This window comes from Candidatus Aeolococcus gillhamiae (assembly GCF_016464765.1).
GTDB lineage: Bacteria > Chloroflexota > Dormibacteria > Aeolococcales > Aeolococcaceae > Aeolococcus > Aeolococcus gillhamiae.
Genome location: NZ_JAEKNS010000002.1, coordinates 1 through 11,991, shown reverse-complemented (window position 1 = coordinate 11,991; position 11,991 = coordinate 1). Strand labels below are relative to the sequence as shown.

General features: G+C 70.3%; 13 protein-coding genes. 9 read left to right on the top strand and 4 right to left on the bottom strand.

Annotated features, from left to right (window positions below):
- On the bottom strand, positions 1 to 542 hold a 542-nt coding region (locus JF886_RS00105; RefSeq protein WP_337308369.1), incomplete at its 3' end, for a M20/M25/M40 family metallo-hydrolase.
- Positions 543 to 613: 71 nt separating this feature from the next.
- Between JF886_RS00105 and typA the strand changes: the two genes are divergently transcribed.
- On the top strand, positions 614 to 2,473 hold the full coding sequence (typA, locus tag JF886_RS00100; protein WP_337308367.1) for a translational GTPase TypA: 1,860 nt from the start codon (positions 614 to 616) through the stop codon (positions 2,471 to 2,473).
- A 10-nt stretch (positions 2,474 to 2,483) separates the two neighbouring features.
- On the opposite strand, the gene JF886_RS00095 is transcribed toward typA, so the two are convergent.
- A complete protein-coding gene (locus tag JF886_RS00095) occupies positions 2,484 to 3,737 on the bottom strand; it encodes a DEAD/DEAH box helicase (protein ID WP_337308366.1) in 1,254 nt (417 codons plus the stop codon).
- Between the two features lie 156 nt (positions 3,738 to 3,893).
- Positions 3,894 to 4,580 carry a membrane protein YczE gene (gene yczE / locus JF886_RS00090; RefSeq protein WP_502711376.1) on the bottom strand — a complete coding sequence of 229 codons (687 nt, stop codon included), beginning with the start codon at positions 4,578 to 4,580 and terminating at the stop codon, positions 3,894 to 3,896.
- 15 nt (positions 4,581 to 4,595) lie between these two features.
- Between yczE and JF886_RS00085 the strand changes: the two genes are divergently transcribed.
- Positions 4,596 to 5,441: an EamA family transporter gene (locus tag JF886_RS00085; RefSeq protein WP_337308364.1), complete on the top strand. Its 846-nt coding sequence runs from the start codon at positions 4,596 to 4,598 to the stop codon at positions 5,439 to 5,441.
- Positions 5,442 to 5,457: 16 nt separating this feature from the next.
- On the opposite strand, the gene JF886_RS00080 is transcribed toward JF886_RS00085, so the two are convergent.
- Positions 5,458 to 5,877, bottom strand: coding sequence for a DUF962 domain-containing protein (locus JF886_RS00080; protein WP_337308362.1), 420 nt, complete (start codon positions 5,875 to 5,877; stop codon positions 5,458 to 5,460).
- Between the two features lie 119 nt (positions 5,878 to 5,996).
- On the opposite strand from JF886_RS00080, the gene JF886_RS00075 reads away from it, so the two are divergent.
- The 7 genes from JF886_RS00075 to JF886_RS00045 all read left to right on the top strand — a co-directional run.
- Complete coding sequence (locus JF886_RS00075; protein ID WP_337308360.1) at positions 5,997 to 6,518, top strand: hypothetical protein; 522 nt, start codon at positions 5,997 to 5,999, stop codon at positions 6,516 to 6,518.
- A gap of 57 nt (positions 6,519 to 6,575) precedes the next feature.
- Positions 6,576 to 7,541: an NADPH:quinone oxidoreductase family protein gene (locus JF886_RS00070; protein ID WP_337308358.1), complete on the top strand. Its 966-nt coding sequence runs from the start codon at positions 6,576 to 6,578 to the stop codon at positions 7,539 to 7,541.
- Between the two features lie 24 nt (positions 7,542 to 7,565).
- Entirely contained in the window at positions 7,566 to 8,321 is a 756-nt protein-coding gene (locus JF886_RS00065; RefSeq protein WP_337308354.1) for a VOC family protein, read from the top strand.
- A gap of 67 nt (positions 8,322 to 8,388) precedes the next feature.
- Positions 8,389 to 9,861: a DNA-3-methyladenine glycosylase 2 family protein gene (locus JF886_RS00060; RefSeq protein ID WP_337308352.1), complete on the top strand. Its 1,473-nt coding sequence runs from the start codon at positions 8,389 to 8,391 to the stop codon at positions 9,859 to 9,861.
- The gene (locus JF886_RS00055) at positions 9,858 to 10,355 is read left to right on the top strand and encodes a methylated-DNA--[protein]-cysteine S-methyltransferase (protein WP_337308350.1); all 498 of its coding nucleotides are present in this window, start codon (positions 9,858 to 9,860) and stop codon (positions 10,353 to 10,355) included. Before JF886_RS00060 ends, JF886_RS00055 begins: the two co-directional genes overlap by 4 nt.
- Before the next feature lie 121 nt (positions 10,356 to 10,476).
- Positions 10,477 to 11,580: a sigma-70 family RNA polymerase sigma factor gene (locus JF886_RS00050; RefSeq protein ID WP_337308347.1), complete on the top strand. Its 1,104-nt coding sequence runs from the start codon at positions 10,477 to 10,479 to the stop codon at positions 11,578 to 11,580.
- 144 nt (positions 11,581 to 11,724) lie between these two features.
- Positions 11,725 to 11,991: hypothetical protein (locus JF886_RS00045; protein ID WP_337308345.1), on the top strand; the 267-nt coding region annotated here is incomplete at its 3' end.

Below are 11,991 nucleotides of genomic sequence, written 5' to 3'. Positions count from 1 at the left end.
GTGTGCTGCAGCACACCGCCGTTCTCGGTGATCACGTAATCGGCGCGGATTGCCTCGCGCTCGTGCTCGGCGAGCCAGCCGGCGCCGAGCGCGCCCCCGGCCTCCTCGTCGGCGACTGCCAGGAACAGCAGCGTGCCGCGCGGACGCCACCCCGATGTCGCCAGGCGTCGGGTCGCCACCGCCATCGAGGCGGTCAGGTTGAGCATGTCGATGGCGCCGCGCCCCCACACCACGCCGTCGACGAGCTCGCCGCCGAGAGGGTCGCGCCGCCATCCCTCAGGGTCCACCGGCACCACGTCGGTGTGGCCCATCAGCATCAGCGTCGGCGCCGCGGGATCGGTGCCCTCGAGGCGGGCGAGCAGCGATGCGCGCCCGGGCAGTGACTCGAACGTGGTCATCTCGACGCCGCAGCCGTGGAGATGGTCGGCGAGAAGCTCGGTGCTGCGGATCTCCTGCCCGGAGTCCGGGGTTCCGTCGTTGATGCAGCCGTTGCGGATCAGCCGCTGCAGCAGGTCGGTGACCTCGGCGGCGATCTCACTCATTCGCGCTCGATGCTAGCGAACGCGGGTGGGGGCCAGGACGCTGGAGGCGCTGGGTCGGCGAGGATAGAGGCATGCCGCCACTCCAGAACGCCATGCCCCGCCGTGCGGATCTGCGCAACGTCGCCATCGTCGCGCACGTCGACCACGGCAAGACCACGCTCGTCGATGCGCTCCTCAAGCAGGCACGCGTCTTCGCCGCCCACGAGCAGGTGGGCGAGCTGATCATGGACAGCAGTGACCTCGAGCGCGAGAAGGGGATCACCATCCTCGCCAAGACCACGTCGATCCGCTATCGCGGGGTCAAGCTCAACATCATTGATACCCCGGGCCACGCCGACTTCGGCGGCGAGGTGGAACGTGTCCTCGGCATGGCCGACGGGTGTCTGTTGCTCGTCGACGCCGCCGAGGGTCCAATGCCGCAGACGCGCGTGGTGTTGCGCCAAGCGCTGGCGCTGGGACTTCGTCCCATCATCGTGGTCAACAAGATCGACCGGGCCAACGCGCGTCCCGCCGAGACCGTCGAGGCCACCCATGACCTGCTCCTCGAGCTGGCCACCGACGCTGCGCAGCTCGACGCGCCGGTCGTGTACACGAACGGGCGCGAGGGCACGGCGACGCTCGACCTCAGCCGCGACGGCAGCACGCTCGAGCCCCTGCTCGACACCATTCTCGAGCACGTGCCGCCGCCACCGGCTGATCCCGACGCGCCGTTCCAGATGCTGGTCAGCAACCTCGACCACGACAACTACAGCGGCCGCCTCGCGCTCGGCCGAATCAACAAGGGTGTGCTCAAGGTGGGTGCTGCGGTGGTCTGCTGCACGGAGGCCGGCATCGGCCCGCGCCAGCGCATCGGCACGGTGATGACCGTCGAGGCGCTGCAGCGCATTCCCGTCGAGGAGGTCGCGGCAGGGGAGATTGTCTACATCACCGGCCTCGCCGACGTTGCCATCGGTGACACGGTGGCCGACGCTGACAACCCGGTGCCCCTGCCCCGCCCCGAGGTGGGGGAGCCGACGCTGCGCATGCAGTTCTCCGTCAGCCAGTCGCCGCTCGCGGGCCGTGAGGCAACGCTGAGCAGCACCTCGCGGCAGCTGCGCGCCCGCCTCGAGCGCGAGCTGCTCACCAACGTGGCGCTGCGCGTCGCCGACGGGCCGACAGCCGACATCTTCGAGGTCAGCGGCCGCGGCGAGCTGCACCTCGCAATCCTCATCGAGACGATGCGCCGCGAGGGCTACGAGTTCGAGGTGTCGCGCCCGGCGGTGATCACACGCGAGATCGACGGTCATCGTCATGAGCCGGTCGAGGAATGCACCATCGACTGTGACGCTGACGCGGTGGGAGCCATCGCCGAGACGCTGGGGTCGCGTGGTGGGCAGCTGCAGTCGATGCGCACCGACGCGGCCGGCAGGGCACGACTTGTGCACCACGCGCCGACGCGGGCGCTCATCGGCCTGCGCAGCCAGATCCTCACCCTGACGCGCGGCACCGGGGTGATGTCCACACGCCTGCTCGGCTGGGAGCGCTGGCGCAGTCTGCCGCCGACCACGCGCAACGGCGTGCTCACGGCCAGCCAGCCGGGCACCGCGGTGGCCTACGGCCTGCTCGGCCTCCAGGAGCGCGGCCAGCCCTTCATCGGACCGGGCACCACTGTGTACGAGGGCATGATCGTCGGCCTCAACCGTCGCCCCGGTGACATGCACCTCAACGTCACCAAGCAGAAGCAGAAGACCAACATCCGCTCCTCCACCGAGGACGCCACGGTGCGCCTGGTGCCGCCACGCAGCATGTCACTGGAGGAGAGCCTCGACTTCATCGAGGACGATGAGCTGGTCGAGGTGACCCCGAAGGGGATCCGGCTCCGCAAGCGAGTCCTCAACGCCGACCAGCGCAACAAGATCCGCAAGCGCGACGCGGCTGAGGTCGCGTCGTGAGGTCAGTCCCTTAGCGCACCGAGGAGGGACGCGACCGGCGGCGGTGAAACCCGTTGCCGGTCGGCCCGCGCTGCGGGCGCCGGGGCGGCGCCGAGCTCGGCACCCCCATCGGCGGGCTGGAGATAAAGCGGATGTCACCGGTGCTGAGCAGGTGCTCGGTGTCAGCGCCGGGAAGCTCGGGCGCGCCGAGGCGGCGCAGCTTGCGCCACTTCTCAGAGTCCTCGCGGGTGAGGAAGGTGAACGCGCGTCCCGCGGCGCCGTTGCGCGCGGTGCGGCCGATGCGGTGCGTCAACCACTGCGGGGTCTCGGGGAGCTCGTAGTTGACCACCATGGCCACGTGGCTGATGTCCAGCCCGCGGGCGGCCACGTTCGTGGCGACGAGCACGTCGGCGTGGCCGTTGCGGAATGCCGCGACGGCCCTGTCGCGAGCGTTCTGGGAGAGGTTCCCCTGCAGCTCGGCGCTGCGGTGGCCACGGGCGTTGAGGTCGCGGGCCAGGCCCTTGGCGCCGTGCTTGGTGCGGTGAAAGACCAGCGCAGAACCCGTGTGGCGGCGGAGCAGGCGCGACAGCGTGTCGACCTTGTTGGCGCGCTCCACGTGCAGGATGGCGTGCTCGAGGGTGGGCTCACCCTGCGCGGACACCCTGATGACCGCGGGGTCGACGAGGTGGCGGTCGATCATCCTCTGCACCCAGGCCGGCATCGTCGCCGAGGTGAGCACGGTCTGGCGCCGGTTCGGACCAGTGCCCGGGGTGAGCGCGATGATGCGCTCGACGTCGGGTGCGAACCCCTGGTCGAGCATCTCGTCGGCCTCGTCGAGCACGAGGTACTCGATCGATGCGAGGTTGGCCTTGCCCTGGCCGGCGAGGTCGAGGATGCGCCCGGGGCAGCCGATGACCACGTCGGGGCTGCTGCGCAGCGCGCTCAGCTGTCCACCGTAGCCGACACCGCCGTAGAGCATGGCGATGCGCAGCCCCCGATCGACGGTGCGAAGCACCGCACCGATCTGGTTGGCGAGCTCGCGCGACGGCGCGACGATCAGCGCGCGGGGCCCGCCGTGCGGTCGGTGCCCGGCGAGGCGCTCGACCATCGGGATCAGGAATGCGAGTGTCTTGCCCGAGCCCGTGGGGGCTTCGGCGACGGCGTCCCGGCCGGCGACGAGCACCGGAATCGCCTCCTCTTGGACGGGTAGCGGGCTGGTGATCCTGGCCTGTTCCAGGGATTGAAGGGTGCGCGGACGCACACCGAGGTCAGCGAACGATGTCATGTCTCTCCGAAGCCGCAAGGCTCTGCGCTTCCCCTCGAAGCTCTGGTCAATTGCCTGGCTTGGGGGACCCGTTGTGCAACGGGGAGAGGAACCGCAAGAAGGGCAGTGGCGCCCAAATCGGCACCACATCTCGGAGAAGCCTAACAGGTCGCCGCTCTACGGACGATGTTCGTCGCCGGATCGCGCAGCACGATCGATGGCGAGCATCGGCACGAAGAGGTGCGCGAGCGGACCGATGCCCAGCGCATAGGCCACCGTCCCGAGGCCCACGGCACCGCCGAGAAACCAGCCGGCGACCAGAACGACCAGCTCGATGGAGGTGCGGACGGCGCGGAGAGACCAGCCCCGCGCCGCCAGGCCCGTCATCAGGCCATCCCGCGGGCCGGGTCCCAGCCCGGCGCCGATGTACGCGCCCGTGGCCACGCCGTTGAGCAGCACCCCACCGACCATGGCAAGCAGCTGCAGCGGCAGCCCGTGCGGTGCTGGCACCGTGGCCAGCACCAGGTTGATCACCAGCCCCACCACGACGACGTTGGCGAGCGTTCCGAGACCGGGGCGCTGACGCAGGGGGATCCACGCAACCAGCACCACCACGCCGACCAGGATGGCCCACGTGCCCACCGCGATGCCGATGCGACGTGACAGACCCTGATGAAACACATCCCAGGGATCGACACCCAGGCCGCTGAGCAGCAGCAGCCCGTCGCTGGCGCCGTACAGCACGAGGCCAGCGAACAGCTGGGTGAGTCGGTGTGCGCGCGGCGGAGGAAGCGTTGACGCATCATGCCTGACGCTGGCATGCGCACTCCCGTGGCGTGGAAACCCGGAGCCGCCGCAACTGATGCAGAGTCGCGCGCGATGGCCGCCCTGCTTGCCCTGGTGTCCGCGTTCTGCTACGGGGTCAGCGACTTCAGCGGAGGTCTTGCGGCCCGTCGTGTCTCCGCGACCGCCGTGGTGCTGGTCAGCAACGCGTTCAGCCTCCTGCTTGCCGTGCTCGCCGTCGCGCTCCTGCCGGGATCGACGTACAGCGCCAGCGACATGGCGTGGGGCGTGACCGCCGGGGCGGTCGGTCTTCTCGGCGTGGTTCTGCTGTACCGCGGACTGGCCATCGGTCCAATGTCGGTGGTCGCGCCGCTGACCGCGGTTCTCAGCGCGGTGGTGCCCGTCGTGGTTGGGGTCATCCGTGGTGAACGCCCCGGAGCACTCGCCGTCACCGGCATCGTCCTCGCCGTCCCCGCCATGTTCCTCATCGGCCGCGAACCGACGCACGGCGGCGCACGACTGCGCCGCGGGGCGGTCATCTCCGCGCTGTGCGCGGGGGTCAGCTTCGGCGGCTTCTACGTCCTGCTCGCGCAGACGGGCTCGAACGGCGGCGCCTGGCCGCTCGTCGGTCAGCGTGCTTCGTCGGTGCTGATCCTCCTGGTGCTCACAGCGGTTGCGGCGATGCGCGGCACCGCCGCACTACCGACGGATGGCGCGCTGCGTCTGTCCCTGATCGCCGGGGTCACCGATTTCGCGGCCAACCTCGCCTACGTCCTGGCCACTCACCGCGGCCTGCTCGCGCTGGTGGCGGTGATCAGCTCGCTGTATCCCGCCACCACGCTCCTGCTGGCGCGCGGCGTGCTCAAGGAACGCGTCGCCCGTCAGCAGGGAGCCGGGCTGGTCCTCGCCGCTGCAGCCGTGGCGTTGATCGCGTTGCACTGATGTCGAGTGCAGCCGCTCAGAGGACCTGGGCGAAATCTCCCACCGGGATGCCGGCGACGTCGCCGAGGTCGTCGCGATCGTCGGAGCCCTTGCCGCCGGTCAACGGGGAGCGTCCGGCGATGAGATCCGCCATCTCCTCGCACCAGAACGCGAGGCCGCAGAACTGATAGGTGAACAGGCCCTTGGTCAGCGCCGGGCTGTTCTTCTCGAACACCTTGTGACCGAGCACCTGCAGCGCCCAGCCGCCGAGGAACAGCGGCACGCCGACCCGCGGACGGGCGACGATCAGAGGCAGGGCTGCGGCGACGGCCGGGATGCCCACGAGGTGAGTGGCGCGCACCCCCGGAGTGGTGTGTTGCGAGCGGTAGTACGCCATCTTCTCTTCGAAGGAAGCGCTCCGCGGCGGAACGTCTGTTCCGTCTGCGGCTGGGGTCATCTCCATCACGGTGCTCCATCCTCCTCGGCCCTGGTCTGGGGCCGGCGCGGTACAACGCAGACCTCCTCGAAGGCGTCGCGTCCCATGATTGTCGCGCAACCGACTCATGGGAGGATGGAGTGAACCGCCGTTTCCTCATCGTTGTCGCCGGTGCCACGGTACTTGCCGCGTGCTCCTGCGGCTCCTCGCCGAGCGATGCGACGGCCACCCCGACCGCGGTGGTGCTCGACCACTGCCTGGTGGGCACGTGGAAGAGCACCAACATCACTGGCAGCATCACGATCGCGGGCTCGCCGGTGACGCTGTCCGGTGGAGCAGGCGAGGTGATCACCATCGCCGCCACGGGTGCGATCAGAACCGATGACAGCAACACCGCTGCGCTGACGGGAACAGCGGCGGGTGGCAGCGCCTACAAGCTGGCCCAGTCCGGCACCGCGACCGGCACGATCAGCGCGACGCGGGGGCGGGTCGCGGTCAAGCTCGATCAGCCCACAACGCTCACCCTCACGCTCTCCAAGGACGGCGCGGTCGTGCAGAGCCAGCACCCTGGCTCGGCGACGGACTCCTACACGTGCGCGGCCGGATCGTCCCTGGTAATCACGGGCGGGGGCGGCACTGTCAGCACCTACGCGCCCCGCTGAGACGCGCTCGCGGCGACGTCGGACGTGGCGGGGTTGGCCGTGCGATCATGCCCGCCCATGCGAGCCCAGCGGTTCGAGTCACTCGACGGCCCGGAGAGCCTGCGGGCCGCCGACCTGCCGTTGCCGGAGAGCGGCGGCCAGCTGCTCATCGACGTGGTCGCCGCCGGGGTGAGCTTTCCCGACGTGCTCATGAGCCGCGGGCTGTACCAGATGAAACCACCTGTCCCATTCGTTCCCGGGGTCGAGGTGGCGGGGACGGTGCGCGAGGCTCCGGCCGGCAGTGGCTTTGCAGCCGGAGACCGGGTCATGGCCGTGACCATGCTGGGTGGCTTCGCCGAAGTCGCCGTCGCTCCCCCGGGCATGACGTGCCGCCTCCCGGAGCAGTTCAGCTTCGAGCAGGGTGCCGGCTTCATCCTCAACTACCACACCGCCCACTTCGCCCTCAGCAAGCGCGCGGCCGTAGAAGCGGGAGAGATTGTGGTTGTGCACGGTGCGGCGGGAGGCGTCGGCACCGCCGCGATCCAGGTGGCGCGGTCTCTCGGCGCCGAGGTGGTCGCCGTGACCAGCAGCGCGGAGAAGGCGGAGGTCGCGCGCCGCGCCGGGGCCACGAGCGTGGTCGACAGCGGCGGGGACTGGCCGGCCGAGCTGCGCTCGCTCGGCGGGGGCAGGGGCGCCGACGTGATCCTCGACCCGGTCGGCGGCGATCGCTTCGACGAGAGCCTGCGCTGCCTCGCTCCCGGCGGCAAGCTGCTCGTCGTCGGCTTCACCGAGGGGCGCATCCCGTCGGTCGCCGCCAACCGGCTGCTGCTGCGCAACATCTCCGTTGTGGGAGTGGCCTGGGGTGCGTGGCTCGGCGGTGACCCCGGACTCTTCACGGCCACTGCCGCGGCGCTCGAGCCGATGATCGAGAGCGGCGGCGTTGCTCCGTTGATCGGTACCAGCTTCCCGCTCGATGACGCTGTCTCGGCGCTGCGCATCATCGATGAGCGGCGCGCCACAGGAAAGGTCATCATCACGGTCTAACCGACGAGAAGGAGTGCTGAACCCATGGCCGACGAAACCCACCCGCCCGGCACGCCCACCTGGGTCGATCTCTCCACCACCGACGTCGACGCCGGCAGAGCCTTCTACCAGACACTGTTCGGCTGGACCAACGATGATCCGGCGCCGCCGGAGTACGGCGGCTACTCCATGTTTCGCAAGGATGGCAAGCTGGTGGGGGGCTCGGGGCCCGTCATGGATGGCGGTCACCCCAACTGGACCACCTACGTGCGCACTGCCGACGCGGCGGACACCGCGCAGAAGGTGCGCGACGCCGGCGGCGAGGTGATCGTCGAGCCGATGCAGGTCATGACCTCGGGCACGATGGCGATCTTCAAGGACCCCACCGGCGCGTATTTCGGCGTCTGGCAGAACGGCGACCACACCGGGGCGGAGCTATTCAACGCCCCCGGCGCTTTGACCTGGAACGAGCTGGGCACCCGCGACGTCGAGGCCGCCACCCGCTTCTACGGTGCTATCTTCGGCTGGACCGCCAAGGGCGAAAACAACTACGTGCAGTGGCAGCTCGGCGACAAGACGGTCGCCGGCTGCGACGACATGAATGCCAGGCAGATGCCGGAGAGCATCCCTGCCCACTGGCTCGTCTATTTCGCGGTGACCAATTCCGACGAGTCGGCCGAGAAGGTCAAGGAGCTCGGCGGCACGGTGAACATGCCACCGATGGACATCCCCGGCATGGGGCGGTTCGCGGTCGTCGCCGATCCGCAGGGGGCGGTGTTCGCGCTCTTCTCGCCCTCCTGAGCCCGGCGGCGACGATAGGTCCGAAAACCGCCAGCGAGTGCTGCCGGCGACCCCTCATGCTGCGCTCATGCACGAGGATTTCGAGGCCTGCTACCGAGCTCTCCTCAGCCGCGACGCGCGCTTTGACGGGCGCTTCTTCACCGCGGTCACCAGCACCGGGATCTACTGCCGCCCGATCTGCCCGGCGCAGACCCCCAAGCGCGCCAACGTGCGCTTCTACGCCAGCGCCCCCGCGGCGGAGGCGGCCGGCTTCCGTGCCTGCCTCCGCTGTCGCCCGCACCTCGCGCCCGGCGGGCTGCAGCCGGCGGCGGCCGGGGATCGGGTCGCCGATCGCGCGCTGCGCCTGATCGCCTCGGGTGCGGCCGACGGAGGTGCCGGCGTGGCGACCGTGGCCCGTCGCCTCGAGGTCAGCGAACGTCACCTCCACCGGGTCCTCGTTGAAGCGGTCGGCGCTGGACCGCTCACCCTGGCGCGCATGCGCCGCCTGCAGACCGCGCGCACCCTCATCGAACAGACGCGGTTGCCGATCACCGACGTCGCGTTCACCGCCGGCTACTCCTCGCTGCGGCAGTTCAACAGCGAGGTGCTCTCCGGCACCGGCCGCGCTCCCACCGCGTTGCGCCGACGCGGCGGCGCGGTACTCCCGGGAGAGGGCGCCCTGGTGCTCCGCCTCGGCGTGCGTCCACCATTCGACGGCGCGTCGCTGCTGAGGTTCTTCGCGGAACGTGCGGTGTCTGGCGTCGAGGCGTGCACGACGGCGACGCTGACCCGCTCGTTGGCGCTGCCCCACGGTGCCGCGGTGGTCGAGCTCGAGCCGCAGACCGCGCAGCTTGTGGTGCGGCTCTGGCTCGACGATGTGCGCGACCTCGGCGCCGCCGTCGATCGCTGCCGCCGGCTCTTCGATGTCGACGCCGACCCGCAGGCGATCGCGGCGGTCCTCTGCGCCGATCCTCTGTTGCGGCCACTGGTGACCGCACATCCCGGGCTGCGTGTCCCCGGCTGCGTGGACGCGGACGAGATCGCGGTGCGTGCGGTTCTCGGACAGCAGGTCTCCGTCGCCCGAGCCACCGCGCTGGCCTCGCGGCTCACTGAACAGCTCGGAGCGTCGCTGGCGCAGCCTCGCCACGGCGTGACTCGGCTGTTCCCGTCCGCCGCAGCGATCGCGGAAGCCGACCTGGCCGGTCTCGGTCTCACCGGCGAGCGCGCGGCGACGCTGCGCCGCCTCGCCGGAGCGCTGGCGCGCGGTGACCTCGACCTCGGCGCCGGCGCCGACAGCGTGGAGGTTGCTGCGCAGCTGCTCACGGTGCGCGGGATCGGCGCGTGGACGGCGGCGTACATCGCCATGCGCGGGCTCCGCGACCCGGACGCATTTCCCGCCGGCGATCTCGGCCTGCGGCGCGCCTTCGCGCGCTCGGGCGAGGGCAGCGCCGCAGCGCTGCGTGAGCGCGCCGAGAGATGGCGCCCCTGGCGCGCCTACGCCACCGTCCAGCTCTGGAACCAGATGTCAGTGCCCGCGACAACCACGGAGACAGCCGCATGACCTTGCTCACCACAACAGTCGAGACTCCCTTTGGCGACATGTCGCTCATTGGCACGCAGGAGTGCCTGCACGTCGCCTCGTTCACCGCCGACCTCGACGAGCTGCGCGACCGCCTCGCTCCTCCGCTGCGCACCCACCCGATCCGCCGCGGCGAGACGGCGGCGGCAAGCGCGCTGCGCGCCTACTTCGCGGGCGACATCGGCGCGCTCGACGAGGTGGCGGTCAGCCAGCCCGGCGGCCCTTTCCACACCCGGGTCTGGGCGGCGATGCGCGAGGTGCCACCAGGAACCACGGTCAGCTACACCGAGCTCGCCGCGCGGGCCGGGGCGCCGCGGGCTATGCGCGCGGCCGGTTCGGCCTGCGCCCGCAATGCCATCTGCCTCTTCGTGCCCTGCCACCGCATCGTCCGCAGCGACGGCGGCCTCGGCGGCTACTACTACGGCCTGGCCACCAAGCGACGCCTCCTCGAGCACGAAAGCGTCACCGAACGCTGACGGGTAGCGCCGGAATGGCCCGCTGCGCGTAGGATCGACGCAGAACCGGACGCAAATCCGTCACCCTGTACGGGGAAGGGATCGCCGCAAGGCGGGATTTGGGTCTGGGAACGGAGAGAGCATGCCAACTGCGACGCTGACGCCGACGCGCGCCACGGGTGCCGCGGTCGACCCCCTGGTGGTCGCCGCCGAGGGCCTGATCGTGCGCGGCAAGGAGCACGGGGAGCTCCCGGCCGACGACATCGTCGGCGCCTTCCCCGACATGGAGCTGGAGCCCGACGCGCTCGAGCGCCTCTTCGACGCCTTCCGCCAGCTCGGCATCGCCATCGCCGGCGAGGGCGTCGAGAACGCCGACGAGGAGGAGGACACACCGGCGCTCGTCGACGTCAGCACCGCGGTGTCGCTCGACGACCCGGTCCGCATGTACCTCCGCGAGATCGGTGAGGTCGCGCTGCTCACCAAGGAGCAGGAGGTGCTCTACGCGCAGCGCATCGAGGCGGGTGACGACGACGCCAAGCACCTGCTCGCCGCCGCCAACCTCCGCCTGGTGGTGAGCATCGCCAAGAAGTACTTCGGCCGCGGCATGCCCTTTCTCGACCTCATCCAGGAGGGCAACCTCGGCCTGCTGCGCGCCGTCGACAAGTTCGACTACCACCGCGGCTACAAGTTCTCCACCTACGCCACGTGGTGGATCCGCCAGGCGATAGCTCGCGCCCTGGCCGACAAGGCCCGGACGATCCGCATCCCCGTGCACGTGGTCGAGAAGCTGAACAAGATCGGCCGGGCCGAGCGCAAGCTGGTGACCGAGCTCGGCCGCGAGCCGACCGCCGAGGAGATCGCCGAAGTGACGGGAATCGAGCCCGAGGAGGTCGAGTCGATCAAGCGCTCGGCGCAGGCTCCGGTGTCGCTCGAGAAGCCGGTCGGCGACGAGGAGGAGTCCGAGTTCGGTCAGTTCATCGCCGACGAGCGCGCCGAGTCACCCTATGAGCGGGCCGCGGAGATCCTGACCAAGGAAGCGCTGCGCGAGGCGCTCGAAAACCTGTCGTACCGCGAGCGCCGGGTGCTCGAGCTGCGCTACGGACTGGGTGGGGAGCATCCCCGGACGCTGGACGAGGTGGGCAGGACTTTCAACGTCACGCGCGAGCGGATCCGGCAGATCGAGAACCAATCGCTCAAGAAGCTGCAGTCACTGGCTGAGGCGCAGAAGCTCCGCGACGTCGCCTGACCCGGGTCAGGTCATCGCTCTGATAGCCACCGGCCACTCGCGACGCTAGGACGGGTGCGCCGAGAGCGCGGCAGCGATACAGTGCCGCGCCACCGGGCGCAGTCACCTGATAAGTAGAGGTTCGAGCGGAGGTCGCAGCTGCGTTTGCACGGCAGGGTTCTGATCTGGGCCGGCGCGGGGCTGGCACTGCTCGTCGGCGCGCCGCTGCTGGTCAGCGCACACGTCGGGGCCGCCGCCGCGGCGGCGCAGGATCAAGCCGGGCCTCACCGCGTGATCGTGGTCCTCAAGCAACAGGCCTTTGCCCTGCCGGCGACCAAGTCGCTGGTGGGTCAGCGCCGGAGCGCGCTCGCGCGGGCTCAGTCTCCTGTGGTCGCGCAGTTGGCGCGCGCCGGAGCCGGCAACATCCACTCC